Origin of the sequence: Kribbella steppae (assembly GCF_004342025.1) — a bacterium.
Taxonomy (GTDB): Bacteria; Actinomycetota; Actinomycetes; order Propionibacteriales; family Kribbellaceae; genus Kribbella; species Kribbella steppae.
Window position 1 is genome coordinate 29,820 of the sequence record NZ_SLWN01000022.1, and the last position, 16,513, is coordinate 46,332.

The 16,513-nt window shown below is 68.6% G+C and carries 16 protein-coding genes; 9 read left to right on the forward strand and 7 right to left on the reverse strand.

Annotated elements, in window-relative coordinates; genetic code table 11:
- Positions 1-4: 4 nt before the first annotated feature.
- From EV652_RS40790 to EV652_RS40800, 3 genes are all read right to left on the reverse strand, one after another.
- Positions 5-919 carry a type IV toxin-antitoxin system AbiEi family antitoxin domain-containing protein gene (locus EV652_RS40790; protein WP_132215834.1) on the reverse strand — a complete coding sequence of 305 codons (915 nt, stop codon included), beginning with the start codon at positions 917-919 and terminating at the stop codon, positions 5-7.
- 146 nt (positions 920-1,065) lie between these two features.
- Positions 1,066-1,500, reverse strand: coding sequence for a phosphoribosyltransferase family protein (locus EV652_RS40795; protein ID WP_242002312.1), 435 nt, complete (start codon positions 1,498-1,500; stop codon positions 1,066-1,068).
- A gap of 148 nt (positions 1,501-1,648) precedes the next feature.
- On the reverse strand, positions 1,649-2,119 hold the full coding sequence (locus EV652_RS40800; protein ID WP_132215837.1) for a GNAT family N-acetyltransferase: 471 nt from the start codon (positions 2,117-2,119) through the stop codon (positions 1,649-1,651).
- Between the two features lie 302 nt (positions 2,120-2,421).
- Here EV652_RS40800 and dnaK point away from each other — a divergent pair, with 302 nt between their 5' ends.
- From dnaK to EV652_RS40825, 5 genes are all read left to right on the forward strand, one after another.
- Complete coding sequence (gene dnaK / locus EV652_RS40805; protein ID WP_132215840.1) at positions 2,422-4,284, forward strand: molecular chaperone DnaK; 1,863 nt, start codon at positions 2,422-2,424, stop codon at positions 4,282-4,284.
- Positions 4,281-4,994: a nucleotide exchange factor GrpE gene (grpE, locus tag EV652_RS40810; protein ID WP_132215843.1), complete on the forward strand. Its 714-nt coding sequence runs from the start codon at positions 4,281-4,283 to the stop codon at positions 4,992-4,994. Before dnaK ends, grpE begins: the two co-directional genes overlap by 4 nt.
- A gap of 27 nt (positions 4,995-5,021) precedes the next feature.
- The gene (gene dnaJ, locus EV652_RS40815) at positions 5,022-6,194 is read left to right on the forward strand and encodes a molecular chaperone DnaJ (RefSeq protein WP_132215846.1); all 1,173 of its coding nucleotides are present in this window, start codon (positions 5,022-5,024) and stop codon (positions 6,192-6,194) included.
- Positions 6,194-6,649: a heat shock protein transcriptional repressor HspR gene (locus EV652_RS40820; RefSeq protein ID WP_132215849.1), complete on the forward strand. Its 456-nt coding sequence runs from the start codon at positions 6,194-6,196 to the stop codon at positions 6,647-6,649. The genes dnaJ and EV652_RS40820 overlap by 1 nt, the downstream gene beginning before the upstream one ends.
- Positions 6,650-6,874: 225 nt before the next feature.
- On the forward strand, positions 6,875-7,411 hold the full coding sequence (locus EV652_RS40825; RefSeq protein ID WP_132215852.1) for a GNAT family N-acetyltransferase: 537 nt from the start codon (positions 6,875-6,877) through the stop codon (positions 7,409-7,411).
- Positions 7,412-7,756: 345 nt separating this feature from the next.
- On the opposite strand, the gene EV652_RS40830 is transcribed toward EV652_RS40825, so the two are convergent.
- The gene (locus EV652_RS40830) at positions 7,757-8,239 is read right to left on the reverse strand and encodes a glycerophosphodiester phosphodiesterase (protein ID WP_132215854.1); all 483 of its coding nucleotides are present in this window, start codon (positions 8,237-8,239) and stop codon (positions 7,757-7,759) included.
- Between the two features lie 169 nt (positions 8,240-8,408).
- Here EV652_RS40830 and clpB point away from each other — a divergent pair, with 169 nt between their 5' ends.
- The 4 genes from clpB to EV652_RS40850 all read left to right on the forward strand — a co-directional run bounded on the left by clpB (position 8,409) and on the right by EV652_RS40850 (position 12,702).
- Positions 8,409-10,991, forward strand: a complete 2,583-nt coding sequence (gene clpB / locus EV652_RS40835; RefSeq protein ID WP_132215857.1) for an ATP-dependent chaperone ClpB — start codon at positions 8,409-8,411, stop codon at positions 10,989-10,991.
- 71 nt (positions 10,992-11,062) lie between these two features.
- Positions 11,063-11,683, forward strand: a complete 621-nt coding sequence (locus EV652_RS40840) for an ATP-binding protein (RefSeq protein ID WP_132215860.1) — start codon at positions 11,063-11,065, stop codon at positions 11,681-11,683.
- 72 nt (positions 11,684-11,755) lie between these two features.
- On the forward strand, positions 11,756-12,331 hold the full coding sequence (locus tag EV652_RS40845; RefSeq protein WP_132215863.1) for a hypothetical protein: 576 nt from the start codon (positions 11,756-11,758) through the stop codon (positions 12,329-12,331).
- 17 nt (positions 12,332-12,348) lie between these two features.
- The gene (locus tag EV652_RS40850) at positions 12,349-12,702 is read left to right on the forward strand and encodes an ArsC/Spx/MgsR family protein (RefSeq protein ID WP_132215866.1); all 354 of its coding nucleotides are present in this window, start codon (positions 12,349-12,351) and stop codon (positions 12,700-12,702) included.
- 107 nt (positions 12,703-12,809) lie between these two features.
- Here EV652_RS40850 and EV652_RS40855 read toward each other — a convergent pair whose 3' ends face one another.
- From EV652_RS40855 to EV652_RS40865, 3 genes are all read right to left on the reverse strand, one after another.
- Complete coding sequence (locus EV652_RS40855; protein WP_132215869.1) at positions 12,810-13,088, reverse strand: hypothetical protein; 279 nt, start codon at positions 13,086-13,088, stop codon at positions 12,810-12,812.
- A gap of 204 nt (positions 13,089-13,292) precedes the next feature.
- The gene (locus EV652_RS40860; protein WP_132215872.1) at positions 13,293-14,444 is read right to left on the reverse strand and encodes a pyridoxal phosphate-dependent aminotransferase; all 1,152 of its coding nucleotides are present in this window, start codon (positions 14,442-14,444) and stop codon (positions 13,293-13,295) included.
- 108 nt (positions 14,445-14,552) lie between these two features.
- Positions 14,553-16,511, reverse strand: a complete 1,959-nt coding sequence (locus EV652_RS40865) for a glycosyl hydrolase family 28-related protein (protein ID WP_132215875.1) — start codon at positions 16,509-16,511, stop codon at positions 14,553-14,555.
- Between the last annotated feature and the right edge of the window lie 2 nt (positions 16,512-16,513).

A 16,513-nucleotide genomic window follows, 5' to 3' on the forward strand; every position in this document is an offset into this window, starting at 1 on the left:
GCCATCACAATTGCCGCAGCACTCGCCGACCACGGCTCGCGACGGCGGTCTCGCGTGGATTGTGATGGCCTGGAGATCCGGCCATCGCCTGCCGGATCGCATCCACCACCCAGCCGGGGTCGAACATCACGTCCTCCCAGGAGAACCGGAGCAGTCGCCAGCCGCGAATCGTGAGGTTGACGTGTCGGCGGCAGTCTCGGGTGAGCGCCCTGCGCGTGCCGTGATGAGCGAAGCTGTCGGCCTCGAGGGCAATCAGCAATTCCGGGTGCCCCAGGTCGATCCGAGCTGAGAAGCCGCCGTCCCGAACCACGACCTGAGCTTCGAAACCGTCGATGCCGGCTTCGATCAGAAGGGCGCGCAGGGCAGATTCCAGCGCGGACTCGGCCCGGGCGTCCGCGGCCGCCGCCACCCGGCGGGCTCGACGGCAGCCGGGACCGCCGAGTTCGGCGGCCGCGATCAACAGTTGCGATCGATCGAACGCGGCGAGCCGGAGCGCCGAGTCCGCGACGGTGAGGCCCGCGGCGAACGGCAAGGTACGCGCGCAGTCCAGCACAGTTCGGAGCTTGCCTGTCAGGCGCCCGTCGGAGGGGACGTCGTCGGCCCAGTGCAGTTCGCAATCCACCGAACTCAGCCGACGGTGCTGCCCGCGCGGCACGGTGATGTGCGGCTTGTCCGGCAGGTCGAGCACCGAGAATCCGTGCAGGACGGCGGCACTCAGATGCGACACGATCCCTCCCTGGGCCCTGGCTGCAGCGAGTGGATCGGCGGCCGGAGGCATCGCATAGACGCCCTTCGCGATCCGGCGGATCGCGCCGTCGGTCAACGCCTTGCGAAGGGCGCGGCCGGAGACGGCGGACCTCAGCTCGGCGAAGGTTGCCGTTCCTCCGCGCGGTTGGAGTACCTCGATGACCTCGGACATCTCACGATGGTCGCTCACTTGCGACGAAGCGGGACGTGGTTACCCACAGGCGGACCGCCAGCCCATCACATTCGGCGTCCAGCCCTGAGGTCCCCCGGGACGGGTGGGAACGAGAGGCGATTGTGATGGCCTGGCGGTCCGCAACTCTAGAGCCGTCGTACGTGGATGAGGCTGCGGAGCGGAAGGTCGTGGCGCAGCCGGGCGTTGCCGAGGCCGTCGACGATGCAGGCCGCGCCGATCCACTCGGCGCCACAGTCCTCCACCAAGGCACGGGCGACCGACGCGGTCGCTCCGGTATCCGCCCAGTCGTCGACCATCAGGACCCGATCACCGGCCTTGATCAGGTCACGGCGAAACCCGAAGACGACGTGCCGATCCTGGTAGTCCGGCCCGGTCGTCCGCAGTACCCACCGATCGCTGTCGGTCGCCTGACCGTTGTTCTTCCGGATCTCGACGAACCCGACTCCCAGTGCCGCTGCCGTCAATGCACCGAGCATCGATCCGCGAGACACCGGACCGACCACCACTGTCGGCGTCACGTCGTACAGACGGCCCAGCGCAGGTCCCAGGTCACGCAGCAACTCGGCGTCGCGCCACCATCCGGTGACGTCGGCGTAGTTGCTTCAGGCTCCGCGGTCCGTCCGCCAGGCGAAGGCGTTGCGCAGTCGCTCCTGCAGCTGTCTGGTCATGGCTCAAGGGTGACGGGAAGTCGTCGGCCCCGCACCCGATTTAGTCGGTGAGCTCCTTGGCGCACAGGGCTGTCGTGGTGCCGTCGGGGCGGCGGAGTTTGCCGACCTCGACGAAGTCGCGGCCGGCGTGGAAGGCGAGGCCGGCGACGTCGGGCGGATCGGAGCGGATGCCGCAGACGAGACGGTCGAAGGGTTTCGCGGAGCGTTCGACGGCGCGGTAGACCGCGGTCGCGATGCCCTTGCGGCGGTGCCGCTCGGCGACCACGATGCGGTCCAGGTGGAGGAAGCGGTCGACGTAGGTTCCGGCGAACCATTGGAAGTCGAGGCTGTCATGGGCCGAGCCGGGCGCGAAGGTGAGGACGAAGCCCGCCACCTCGTCGTCCAGGTCGACCACGGCGGCGTGCGCGGCGATCAGTCGGAGCCAGTCCAGCCGGTCCGGTCCGAGCGGCTCGACCAGACCTTCCGCGGCGGTGTTCAGGGCAAGAACCGCGGCGTCGTCAGCGGAGGTCATGGGGCGGAGCTTCACGGTGACACCATCCCACGGAAAGCCTTTGCAGCGGCAGGGGTACGGGCGTCCGGATTCCGGTCCGCCGAGGTGGTCGCCGTACGGTGAAAATGCGGGTCGATCACCCGGGATGTGGCGGGGGAGGACCCTGGGCGGGCCCTGGGAATCCGGGGGTCGGGTTGGGAATGAGCCGGCCATATGCCATGTTGAGTCAGGTGTACTCAAGTTTGTTCAGTCACGGATTTGAAACCGGGGCGGCCGAAAGGCAACATTGAGTCCGCATCACTCAACTTCGTGGAGGTAAGCACATGGCCCGCGCGGTCGGTATCGATCTCGGTACGACGAACTCCGTCATCGCCGTACTGGAAGGTGGCGAGCCCACCGTCATCCCCAACGCCGAGGGAGCGCGGACGACGCCCTCGGTGGTGGCCTTCGCCAAGAACGGCGAGGTCCTGGTCGGCGAGGTGGCGAAGCGCCAGGCCACCACGAACGTCGACCGCACCATCCGCTCGGTCAAGCGCCACATGGGCGAGGCCTGGAGCGTGGACATCGACGGCAAGAAGTTCACCCCGCAGCAGATCAGCGCCTTCGTGCTGCAGAAGCTGAAGCGGGACGCCGAGGCGTACCTCGGGGAGCAGGTCACCGACGCGGTCATCACCGTGCCGGCCTACTTCTCCGACGCGCAGCGCCAGGCGACCAAGGAGGCCGGTGAGATCGCCGGCATGAAGGTGCACCGGATCGTCAACGAGCCGACCGCGGCCGCGCTCGCCTACGGCCTGGACAAGGGCACCGAGCAGACCATCCTGGTCTTCGACCTCGGTGGTGGCACGTTCGACGTGTCGCTGCTGGAGATCGGCGACGGCGTCTTCGAGGTGAAGGCGACCAGCGGTGACAACCACCTCGGTGGTGACGACTGGGACAACCGGATCGTCTCGTGGCTGGTGACCCAGTTCAAGAACAAGAACGGCACCGACCTGTCCGGCGACAAGATGGCCATGCAGCGGCTCAGCGAGGCCGCCGAGAAGGCCAAGATCGAGCTGTCCGCCGCGGCCGAGACCACCATCCACCTGCCGTACCTGAGCCTGACCGAGTCCGGCCCGCTGCACCTGGAGGAGAAGCTCTCCCGGGCCGAGTTCCAGAAGATGACCAACGACCTGCTGGAGCGCGCCCGCGCCCCGTTCAAGGCCGTCATCAAGGACGCCGGCATCGACGTGGCCAAGATCGATCACGTGATCCTGGTCGGCGGTTCGACCCGGATGCCCGCGGTGGCCGAGCTGGTCAAGGAGCTGACCGGTGGCAAGGACCCGAACAAGGGTGTGAACCCGGACGAGGTCGTCGCCGTCGGCGCCTCCCTGCAGGCCGGTGTGCTGAAGGGTGAGGTCAAGGACGTCCTGCTGCTCGACGTGACCCCGCTGAGCCTCGGTATCGAGACCAAGGGCGGCGTGTTCACCAAGATCATCGAGCGCAACACCACGATCCCGACCAAGGGCTCGGAGATCTTCACCACGGCCGAGGACAACCAGCCGTCGGTGATGATCCAGGTCTACCAGGGCGAGCGCGAGATGGCCCGGGACAACAAGTCGCTGGGCAACTTCGAGCTGACCGGCCTGCCGCCGGCGCCGCGGAACGTGCCGCAGATCGAGGTCACCTTCGACATCGACGCGAACGGCATCGTGCACGTCAACGCCAAGGACCTTGCCACCGGCAAGGAGCAGCGGATGACGGTGACCGGCGGTTCGGCGCTGCCGAAGGACGACATCGACAAGATGGTCCGCGACGCCGAGCAGTATGCCGAGGAGGACCGCCAGCGCCGCGAGGCGGTGGAGAGCCGCAACCAGGCCGAGGGCCTCGTCTACCAGACCGAGAAGTTCCTGTCCGAGAACGAGGACAAGGTCCCCGACGACGTCAAGACCGAGGTCAAGGACGGCGTCGCCGAGCTGAAGAAGGCGCTCGAGGGTGACGACGCCGACGCGATCAAGGCCGCGTCGGAGAAGCTCGCCCAGTCCAGCCAGAAGATGGGTGCCGCGATGTACGCGAACGCCCAGGCCGCCGGCGGATCCGAGGAGAGCGCGTCGTCCGACGACACCTCGAGCTCGAGCAGCGACGACGACGTCGTCGACGCCGAGATCGTGGACGAGGACCGGCCGCAGGACAAGACGGAGGACAAGTGACGGATCGACCGACTGGCAGCGAGTTCGGCGACGGTGACCCCGTCGTCCGGGACAAGCGCCGGCTCGACCCGGACACCGGCGCGGTGCGGGAGCAGCCCACTTCGGACGCTCCCGCGCCCGGCGCCGCGCCGGGTATGCCGGGCACCCCGGGCGCGCAACCGCCGCGGGACCCGTCCGACCTGATCGGCCCGTCCGCCCAGGAGGCTCTGTTGACCGAGGCGCTGGCCGAGCGTACGGCGGACCTGCAGCGACTGCAGGCCGAGTACGTCAACTACAAGCGCCGGGTGGACCGGGACCGCGAGGCTTCCCGGGAGCTGGTGGTCGGCTCGGTGCTGACCGAGCTGCTCGGGATCCTGGACGACATCGGCCGGGCCCGTGAGGCGGGTGAGCTGGAGGGCGCGTTCAAGGCGGTCTCCGAGTCGCTCGAGCGGGTCACCGAGAAGCTCGGCCTGGTGAGGTACGGCGAGAAGGGCGACTCCTTCGACCCGCGGATCCACGAGGCCTTGCTGCACAACTACTCCGACGAGGTGGACGGCCCGACCGCGACGATGGTGATGCAGCCGGGGTACCGCCTCGGCGAGCGGGTCCTGCGACCGGCTCGGGTGGCCGTCTCGGAACCGACCGAGCAACTGCCGGCCGAGGCCGTCAAGGGCGACGTACCGGCGGAGAGCACAGATGACGACCAGCCCGCAGACAAGCCTGCGGAGTAGCCGAGACGGCGGGAGGGGAGGCGTCGGATGAGCACGAAGGACTGGCTCGAGAAGGACTTCTACAAGGTTCTCGGCGTCTCCAAGACCGCCGAGGCCGACGAGATCAAGAAGGCCTACCGCAAGCTGGCGCGCAAGTACCACCCGGACTCCAACGCCGGGGACGCCAGCGCGGAGGCGAAGTTCAAGGAGGTCTCCGAGGCGTACGACGTCGTCGGCGACCCGAAGAAGCGCAAGGAGTACGACGAGGCACGCCGGCTGTTCGGTAGCGGCGGCTTCCGGATGCCGGGCGGTAGCACCGGACAGGGCGGCTTCAACTTCGACGTCGGCGACCTGTTCAACCGGGGCGGGACCGGCGGCGGTGCCGGCGGTGGCCTCGGCGACATCCTGGGCGGCATGTTCGGCGGTGGCGGCCGGACCACGACCACCACGTCGACGGCCCGGCCGCGGCGCGGTGCGGACATCGAGACCGAGGCGACGATCGAGTTCGCCGAGGCCGTCAACGGTGTCACCGTGGCGCTCCGGATGACCAGTGACGAGCCGTGCAAGACGTGTCGTGGTACCGGCGCGAAGTACGGCACGGTGCCCAAGGTCTGCCTGAAGTGCGAGGGCACGGGGATGCAGACCTCGGTCCAGGGCGGCGTGTTCGCCATGACCGAGCCGTGCACCGAGTGCAGGGGCCGCGGCCTGGTCGTCGACCAGCCGTGCGAGACCTGCCACGGCTCCGGCCGCGGTCAGTCGAGCAAGACCATGCAGGTCCGCATCCCGGCGGGCGTGCAGGACAACCAGCGGATCCGGCTCAAGGGCAAGGGCGCGGCCGGCGAACGGGGTGGCCCCGCGGGCGACCTCTACGTCACCGTGCACGTGAAGCCGCACCGGATCTTCGGTCGTCAGGGCGAGCACCTGACGCTGAACGTCCCGGTGAGCTTCACCGAGGCGGCGCTGGGTGCCGAGATCAAGGTGCCGACCCTGGACGGTCTGCCCGTCACGGTCCGGATCCCCGCCGGTACGGCGAACGGCAGCAAGCTGCGCGTCCGTGGCAAGGGATCGGTCCGGCGGGACGGCAGCAAGGGCGACATCCTGCTCACCATCGAGGTGCAGGTCCCGCACGAGTTGAGCGAAGAGCAGCGCGCCAAGCTGCAGGAGTTCAGTTCGGCCACGGACCAGCCTGACCTGCGGTCCGGGTTGTTCGGGAGTACGTGATGGGCATCCCGTTCAGCCAGGTGCCGACCTGGGACGACCGCACCCCGATCTACGTGATCTCGGTGGCGGCCCAGCTGGCCGGCATGCATCCGCAGACTCTGCGCCAGTACGACCGGCTCGGATTGGTCACGCCGAGCCGGGCGTCCGGTCGCGGCCGGCGGTACTCGGCGTACGACGTGGCGAAGCTGAGGTACGTGCAGCACCTGTCCCAGGAGGAGGGTGTGAACCTGGCGGGAATTCGGCACGTCCTCGCGCTACAGTCCGAAGTGGAGGACCTGCGCAAGCGGGTCAACCAGCTACTGGCAGAAGTCCAGCGCGGTGTCGGTGCCTCCAAGCGGAGCACCGGCAGCCGGGTCTTCTCGGCCGGCCCGGCCGGCGATGTGATCGCCATGGGCCGGCAGCAGACCACGACCCGCTGGATCCGGACCCAGCCGTTGGAGCTGGGCCCCCGCTGACACCACGAGCTGGGCTCAGGCCGATCGTTGCCGAGCCCACCGATCCGGAGGCGTCCGATCCCCCCTCGGACCCTCCGGCCAGTGGAGATGTCGTCCCCCCGATGTCTCCACCGCCGAAGGCGCGCCCCACCCCCCGGGCGCCCTTCGGCCCCCGCAGGGTGGTCCGTTCCAGGACCGCCCTGCGGCTCTCTCGTCAGACCTGACAACGCGACCTACTCTGGCTGAGTGACGCTCAGTCTGCAGACGGACCGGTTACTGATCCGGGATTGGGAAGAAGACGACGCCGACGCCGCACTCGAGATCTACGGCTCGCCCGAGGTGGCGCCGTGGCTCTCACCGGCGATCGACCAAGTCGCCGACGTGGACACCATGCGTGCCGTCCTGCGTGCCTGGATCGAGGCGCAACCGAACTTCGTCGTACCGGCAGGCCGTTGGGCCATCGTCCGCCGGGAGGACGGCGAGGTGCTCGGCGCCCTGCTGATCCGATTGCTCCCGCCGTACGAGGAGGATCTGGAGATCGGCTGGCAGTTGCGGCCGAGCGCGTGGGGTCACGGCTATGCGACCGAGGCCAGCCATGCGCTGATGCGGTGGGCGTTCAAGGATGCCGATACCGACGAGCTGTTCGCCGTCGCCCGCCCGAACAACAAGCGCGCCATCGCCACCGCCGGCCGGCTCGGGATGGAGTGGGTCGGTGAGACCGACAAGTACTACGACCTGAACCTGCAGGTCTACCGCATCCGCGCCTCCGAGTTCACCGAGTGAGCGACACCGAGTCCTCGGTGATGCGGGAGCGGGAGTGGTTGCCAAGGGCAACTCGGATCCGGAGATCGCGGCCGAGCTGCACCAAACCGAGCACGCTGGAGCTGTGACGTCGGCTGCGGACCGGACATCCTCAAGCTGCGCAACAACATCGTCAAGGTCGGGTACGACGACTCCTTCGACACCGGCAACCCGGCCGACGCCGCCCCAGAAGCTGTCCCGCCTCGAGTCCGAAACGGATGTGACAGCTGTGATCCCCGGACCGCCAGGCCATCACGGATGGGGTGGGCGGCGGGCGGCCCGCGGGGCAGGCGGCGGGCGGGGCATTTGTGATGGCCTGGAGGTCCGCTACCTCACTGGCTGGAGGAGGTGCGGGTTGTCTGTGGTGATGCCGTCTACGTCCAGGGCCAGAGCCCGATCCAGGGTGGCCGGGTCGGGGACTGGCCACGCTGTGACGTCCAGGCCGGCTGCGTGGAGTTCTCGGACGCCCTCGGCGGTCAGGCCGGCGATGCCGCAGAGGGCTGTGCCTGCTTCGGCGGCACGGGTGAGGGCGAGTACGTCGGCGATCGCGGGTGTCCGGCCGAAGATCAGGCCGGTGTTGGCGGACGGCATGGCACGCCGCACGGCGAGGAGGATGTCGGCGTGGGACGACGTGATCATCGTCCGGGCGGCCAGCTCCGGATCGGCCCGGAGGGACTCCACCAGCAGCGGTACGGCGCGCGCCGCCTTCACCTCGGCCTGGAAGCGCACGTCGATCGCGGCCCGCGGATGCAGGTGGGGCCCGAGGCCTCTCCGCACACCGAGCCGGTTGTCCACAGCCCGCCAACTCATGCTCAACCACCAGCCACCAAACGGATACAACTAGTAGTAGAACCACCGCTCGCCCCTGGGGACCCTGACTTGACCCCAGGATTTCTCAGAGTTGAGTGGAATGGACTCAAGTTTGGATAGGTTTGTATCCACTGTTTGCTGTTAGTTGAGCTTGAAAGGCTGGAACCAGATGGACGTTCAGCGGCTGACGACGCTGGCCCGGGAAACCCTGTCGGTCGCGATCCGTCAGACCTCCGCGGCGGGCAACCCGACCGTGGAGCCGATTCACCTGCTGTCCGCGCTGCTCGCGCAGCCGGAGGGGACCACCGTCGGCCTGCTCGAGGCCGCCGGCGCCGACGTCAACGCCGTACGCCGCCGGACCGCGGAATTCTTGAGCCGCCTGCCGAAGGCGAGCGGCGGCAGCGTGCAGGCGCCGAGCCTGTCGCCCAAGACCAGCGATGTGCTGAACCAGGCGGAGCAGCGGGCCCTCGGGCTCGGGGACGAGTACGTCTCCACCGAGCACCTGCTGATCTCGCTCGCCACCGTCGAAGGCAACGCGAAGACTGCGCTCGGCGTGACCGCCGACGCGCTGCTGCAGGCGTTCGACCGGATGCGCGGCAACCGCCGGATCACCTCGCCGGAGGCGGAGGGCACCACCAAGACACTGGAGAAGTACGGCGTCGACCTGACCGAGCGGGCCAAGGACGGCAAGCTCGACCCGGTGATCGGGCGCGACTCCGAGATCCGCCGGGTGGTCCAGGTGCTGTCTCGTCGTACCAAGAACAACCCGGTCCTGATCGGTGAGCCCGGTGTCGGCAAGACCGCCGTCGTCGAGGGGCTGGCCCAGCGGATCGTTGCCGGTGACGTGCCCGAGTCGCTGCGCGGCCGGCGGCTGATCAGCCTCGACCTGGGCGCGATGGTCGCCGGCGCGAAGTACCGCGGTGAGTTCGAGGAGCGGCTCAAGGCGGTGCTGACCGAGATCAAGGAGTCCGACGGCCAGATCATCACGTTCATCGACGAGCTGCACACGGTCGTCGGCGCTGGTGCGACCGGCGAGGGCGCGATGGACGCCGGCAACATGCTGAAGCCGATGCTGGCCCGCGGCGAGCTGCGGATGATCGGCGCCACCACTCTGGACGAGTACCGGACCCGCATCGAGAAGGACCCGGCGCTGGAGCGTCGGTTCCAGCAAGTGTTCGTCGGCGAGCCTTCGGTCGAAGACTCGATCGCCATCCTGCGCGGTCTGAAGGAGCGCTACGAGGCGCACCACAAGGTCGCCATCTCCGACAGTGCGCTGGTCGCCGCCGCGTCGCTGTCCCACCGCTACATCACCGGCCGCCAGCTGCCGGACAAGGCGATCGACCTGGTCGACGAGGCGGCGTCCCGACTGCGCATGGAGATCGACTCGTCCCCGGTCGAGATCGACTCGCTGCGCCGTACCGTCGACCGGCTGAAGATGGAGGAGCTCGCGCTGTCCCGCGAGGAGGACCCATCGAGCCAGGAGCGGCTCGAGCGGTTGCGCACCGACCTCGCCGACCGCGAGGAGGAGCTGCGCGCACTCGAGTCCCGCTGGGAGAAAGAGAAGTCCGGCCTGAACCGGGTCGGCGAGGTCAAGGAGCGGATCGACGAGCTTCGCGGCCAGGCCGAGCGCGCCCAGCGCGACGGCGACCTGGAGACCGCCGCCCGGATCCTGTACGGCGAGATTCCCGAGCTCACCAAGGAGCTGGAGGCGGCTGACGCCGAGCCCGAGGTCACCGACGGACCGGACGCGATGGTCAACGAGGAGGTCGGCCCGACCGAGATCGCCGAGGTGATCGCGATGTGGACCGGCATCCCGACCGGCCGGCTGCTCGAGGGCGAGACCGGCAAGCTGCTCCGGATGGAGGACGAGCTGGGTCGCCGGCTGATCGGCCAGCGCAAGGCGGTCAAGGCCGTCAGTGACGCCGTCCGCCGGGCCCGCGCGGGCATCTCCGACCCGGACCGTCCGACCGGTAGCTTCCTGTTCCTCGGCCCGACCGGTGTCGGCAAGACCGAGCTGGCGAAGGCGCTCGCGGACTTCCTGTTCGACGACGAACGCGCCATGGTCCGGATCGACATGTCGGAGTACGGCGAGAAGCACAGCGTCGCGCGGCTGGTCGGTGCCCCACCCGGCTACGTCGGGTACGAGGAAGGCGGCCAGCTCACCGAGGCTGTGCGTCGGCGCCCGTACTCGGTGATCCTGCTCGACGAGGTGGAGAAGGCGCACCCCGAGGTCTTCGACATCCTGCTGCAGGTGCTGGACGACGGCCGCCTGACCGACGGCCAAGGCCGTACGGTCGACTTCCGCAACGTGATCCTGATCCTGACCAGCAACCTCGGCTCGGCGTACCTGGCCGACCTCAGGCTGGACGACCAGGCGAAGCGCGACCAGGTGATGGCCGTGGTGCGGCAGTCGTTCAAGCCGGAGTTCATCAACCGGCTGGACGAGATCGTGCTGTTCGACGCCCTGGGCAGTGAGGAACTGACCCAGATCGTCGCCCTCCAGATCACCGCCCTGCAGCGCCGCCTGGCCGACCGCCGGATCACCCTGGACGTTGGCGACGACGCGATGGAATGGCTCGCCATGACCGGCTACGACCCGGTCTACGGCGCCCGCCCCCTCCGCCGCCTGGTCCAGTCCGCCATCGGCGACGAACTCGCCCGAGGCATCCTCGCCGGCGACATCCGAGACGGCGACACCGTCAAGGTGACTCTCAGCGAGGCCAAGGACGCCCTGGAAGTCGCCCCCGCCTGACCACCCGGCCGGGCCCGCATCGTGCGGGCCCGGCTGCCTGTCCGGGGAGGTGGTGACGGGAGAATGGGTGCGTGACGAATCCGCGCGCCGAATGGGTGAACACGACGCATGACTGGGCCGGCGCGGTCGACCAGGATCACCTGGAACAGATCCGCTCCGACCCAGCTCGGTACGCCCCAGGCGGCCTGATCCACCTAGTGCTGGAAGTCATCGCGTACCCCGAAGACGAGGCCGAATCAGCAAGCCGACGCGGCACCTGCACAGTCACCCTGCACACCGACGGCTCCATCGCGATCGAGGACAACGGTCGCGGCACCGACACCCGCGTCGACGAACACGGTCAGCTGATCAAGAAGCCGATCATGGCCACCCAGGACCTCCGCTTCTTCGCGAACCCAGAGAGCCCGCTCCTCCCCGGCACCAACCCCCGCCGAGGCATGTCCGTCGTCGCCGCTCTCAGCGACTGGCTCGTCCACACCAACCGCCGCCTGAACGGTTCCTGGACCCAACGCTACGAACTCGGCCTCCCGGTGACCGACCTCGACCCCATCCCCACCACGCCAACCACCGGCACCACCGTCCACTTCCACCCCAACGCCGCCTACTTCCCTGGCAAGAACCTCACCGCCGACGACCTCCACCCCTTTCTGACCTTCCCCCACCTCGACATCCGCATCATCACGGGCTCCTGAGCGTCAGGACACGGCGCGTTTGGGGGATCTGGGAGGATCGGGGGGGGAGCGGTGGAAGGAACACGTCAAGGCATGACCGAGCAGCACGGCAACAACTCCGGCGAGGAGCGTCCTGGCCCGTACCAGGGCGTCTTCGGCTCGGGCGGCGGACCCTCCGGCTCACCCCCGCCGGGTCCACAGCCGCCCGGCACGCCGCCGTACGGTGATCGACAGAGCCCGTACGGCGACCTTCCCGGGGCGTACGGCGGTGCGTTCGGCACCCAGCCGCATCAGGACGCGACCCCACCCAAACAGGTCACCATCGCCGCGGTGATCTCGTTCGGCCTCGGCGCCATGTGCATCCTGCTCGCCGGCCTCGTGTTCACCTCGGCTGGTGAACAGATCGCCGAGATCGTCACCGGCTCCAAGGACGCCCAAGGGATGGTCGTCGCCGTCATCCTCGCGTGCGCCGTCGCCTACATCGTCCCGGCGATCTACCTGCGCAAGCGCTACGCCTGGTCACGCTACCTGCTGATCGGCGTTGCCGCGGTGGGCATCGCCGGTGGCCTGATGGCATTGCCGAACAGCATCCTCGGCCTCGCCATCCACAGCACGCTGCTGTTCCTGATGCTCCAGCAGCCGACCAGGCTCTGGTTCCGCCACCGCTGACCGAAGGGCCTCACCCCGTGGAGATCTGGATCAACCCCGCCTGCTCCAAATGCCGCACAGCCACCAAGGCCCTCGACGAAGCCGGCATCACCTACACCGTCCGCCGCTACCTGGACGACCCACCCACCCCCGAGGAGCTCACCGCCGTCCTGGAGCGCCTCAACCTCGAACCCTGGGACCTCGTCCGCCACAACGAACCAGCCGCCAAACCCCTCCGCGACCTCCCCCGCGACGAGGCCCACCGCGCCGACTGGATCCAGGCGATGTCCGAAACCCCCATCCTCATCCAACGCCCCATCCTCACCGCCGACGACAACACCACAGCCGTCGCCCGAGACCCAGAAACCCTCGCCCGCTTCCTCCCCAACTAATCGCACGCAGGCAATCTGCCCCGCAATGCCCCACGCTGCCCCGTGGGTCCTGTGGATGGCGCCGCGCACGCGATCACCAACTGCTGCAGAATCCGTTGGTGCACAACTCATCCGCGCCGGACTCGCCGCTGATCGCATGGGTCGACGAGTCCGTCGTTGTCGGCGGCGATGACCGGCCAGGCGCCTACACGCTCGCGGCGGTGATTGCCGACGATGACGCGATCGAGGGCCTCCGCGACGACCTCCGCGCGTTGACGGAGCGAAAGATCGTCCGCCTCCACTGGGTCGCCGAGTCCACCAAACGCAGGGATCTGATCGTCGAGACCGTTGCTGCGCTCGGGGTTGTGGCGATCGTCGTGGTCGGCTCGCGCCGTGACGGCGGCCAACCTCGGGGAGCAGAGGTGGCTGCTGGCGCTGTCCGAGCTGGTTGCCGTCCATCAGGTCGCGGTCCGCTAGAAAGCGCGAAAGCTGGGCCCCATCATCCGGTGGGAATCCCAGCTTCACTTCTCACCAAGCAGCGCGTGGCGAGCTACCCCCACTATGCCACAAGTAGCCGACGGCTGTCGTGCGACATCCACACGTCGGTGGGGTCAGAGTTTTTGGAGGCGGGTTAGGGCTTCTTGGAGGATTTGGGGTTGTTTGCAGAAGGCCCAGCGGACCAGGGGGCGGCCGGCCTCGGTGTTGTCGTAGAAGACTTGGTGGGGGATGGCGACGACGCCGGTGCGTTCGGGGAGCATGCGGCAGAAGTCGATGCCGTCGGTGTGGCCGAGGGGGCGGATGTCGGTGGTGACGAAGTAGGTGCCCTGCGGGCGGTGGACGCCGAAGCCGAGGTCCGCGAGGCCGTCGCAGAGGAGGTCGCGGCGGGCCTGCAGGTCGGCGCGGAGGGCGTCGAAGTAGTCGTTGCCTAGGGCAAGCGCCCCGGCGACGGCCGGCTGGAACGGGGCGCCGGAGGTGAAGGTGAGGAACTGCTTGGCCGTGGTCACCGCGGTGACGATCGCAGGGCTGCCGGTGACCCAGCCGATCTTCCAGCCGGTGACGGAGAAGGTCTTGCCGGCGCTGCTGATCGACACGGTGCGTTCGGCCATTCCGTCGTACGACGCCAGTGGCTTGTGCGGCCGGCCGTCGAAGACGAGGTGTTCGTAGACCTCGTCGGTGATGACGATCAGGTCGTGCTCGACTGCAACCTCGCTGACGCCGCGGAGTTCGTCGTCCGTGAGGACGGTGCCGGTCGGGTTGTGTGGGGAATTGATCAGCAGGACCTTCGTGCGCGGGGTGACGGCGGCGCGGAGTTCGTCGAGGTCGAGGCGGAAGTCCGGGGCGCGGAGGGTGACCGGGACGCGGCGGCCGCCGGCGAAGGCGATGCCGGCCGAGTACGAGTCGTAGTACGGCTCCAGCGCGATCACTTCGTCGCCGGGCTCGACGTACGCGAGGAGGGCGGCCGCGACCGCCTCGGTCGCGCCGGTGGTGACGAGGACCTGGGTGTCAGGGTCGTACGACAGATCGTAGAAGCGTTTCTGGTGGTCGGCGATCGCCTGGCGCAGCGCGGGGACACCGCGGGCCGGCGGGTACTGGTTGGCGCCGGCGCGGATCGCGGTGATCGCGTCCTCGAGCAGCGAGTCGGGCCCGTCGCGGTCCGGGAACCCCTGGCCGAGGTTGACCGAGTTGGTCGCCACCGCGAGGGCGGACATCTCGGCGAAGATCGTGGTCCCGAGCCCGTTCAGCCGCTGTGCGTGTTCGCGCATGCCCCGACCCTAACGCCCACGCCAGGATCCCGCCGGGCGGTCCTCGCCTGACCAGCGAAGTCAGGCAGGACCGACAGCGGGCTACGGCGGGTCACCGCAGCGGCACGATCAGTTCCAAGGGGACGGCGGTGGCGGCGGTACGACGGCCGGCCGGTCTTCGCACCAGGTCGCGCCGGTCCAGCCGCCGTCGTTCCCGGACAACAGGCGCACGTCGAACTCCGGCGTACCGTCGAACTGGAACGTGCCGCAGTTGTTCACGAACGGCGCGCCGACGTTGCGCGCGTCGACGTTCTCGAACGTCGCCCAGCCGCCGACCCGGGCGTTGACCACGTTGGTCCCGGTGCCGTCGACCTTGATGTTGCTCACGGCAACGTTCGTGATCGCGTAGTCGTCCTTCACCGGCCAGTCGACGACGAACAGCATCGCGTTGTACGTCGAGTCGAGGAACGAGCTGTCGGTGATCTCGATCCGGCCGGCCATCGTCGACTGCAGTGCGTACAACCAGATCGCGCCGAGGCCGAGGTCCCAGTTCAGATCGCGCGGACCGCCGCGGACGGTGGTGTTGCGGGCGAACGTCAGCGTGCCCTCGAACGGCGTGGAGTTGAACCGCGATCCCGCGTGCAGCGTGCTGCCCTCGCGGATCGGGTCGGCGACCAGATTGTCGGTGATCGCGTTGTCCTTGCCGCCGTAGATGGCGATGTTGTTGGCCAGCACTGGCGTTTGCACGGTGTTGTGGTCGTAGACGTTGTCGTGGTTGACCAGCCCGTCCGGGTTCGATTCCGACCACATCGCGAGCCCGTCGTCACCGCTGTTGCGGATGAAGTTGTTCGTCGCCCGGACGTTCGAGACGCCGAGATGCAGGTTCATCCCGTCGGCGATCGCGTCGGTGATGATGGTGTTCCGGATCAGCAGCCCGTCCATCGGGCCGTCCAGCCAGATGCCGACCTTGGTGTGGTGCAGGTAGAGGTTCTCGATCGTCGAGCCGCCGCCGATCGCGCCGCCGATCCCGTTCACCTGGTCGGTGTCGATCCGTTCCCGGACGTCGCTCTCGATCGCGAAGTCGGCCAGCTGGACGCCGGTGCTGCCGCCGTCCGCGGCGTACCGGCCGTAGAAACCGGGCGCGCTGTGCACCGACTTGTCCGGCGCGGGCTCGGGCAGCGGCAGGACCTTGCCCTTGATGATCGTCCACCAGTTGCCGGCGCCGCGGATGGTCACCTGGTCGACGACGATGTGCCGGTTGACCTGGTAGGTGCCTGGCGGGATGAACACCGACCAGCCGATCCGTTTGGCCGCCGCGATCGCCCGCTCGATCGCAGGTGCCGCGTCGCGTCGTCCGGTGGGGTCGGCGCCGAACCACTGCACCGACAACGACTTCCGTGGTTGCTGCAGTGGTGCGCCGACCAGCTCGAAGTCGGCCAGGTCCAGCACGTACCAGGCAGCGGGTGTGTTCCGCGGTACGGCGAACCGGACCCGGTCGCCGGCCTTGTACGTCCGGCCGAGCAGGAGCCGCTGCTCGTCGTAGAAGTGGTTCGGCCGGAACGGCTTGGCGACCGGATCCGGCTCGGGCTTCCACCAACCGGGGATCGGGTCGACATTCGGGTCGTTGGAGAACGGGTACATGCCGTACAGCCAGGCGTACTCCGACGTCAGCGTCATCGTCTGCTTGTGCTTGCCGTTCACGGCTACGTCGAGCGGCGCCCGGATGCCGCCACCCGCCGGTGCGTCCGGAATGCTGTAGCGCAGGGTCAACGCGTTCGCGGGCTCGGTCAGGGTGAATTCGACGTACTGCGTTGACGTGAGGCGTACGGCGGTTCGTCCGGAAGCCTCAGCCGGGAGTGTGTACGCCTCACGGCTCGGTCCGATCCTTTCGCCTGTGTGGTAGGCGTTTTCGGCTTCTTGCTCGACGAAGGCGACCTCCGCGCCGCGTCCTGCGACGAGCGCCGGGTCGAGTCCGGCGCGGGTGATCCGCGGGGCCGGACGCGTGGCGGCGGCCGGGGTGGTGAGCACTGCACCGAGCAGGGCGGTCGCCAGTGCGACTGCCACGGCACGCAGGTGTGATCGGGACATTG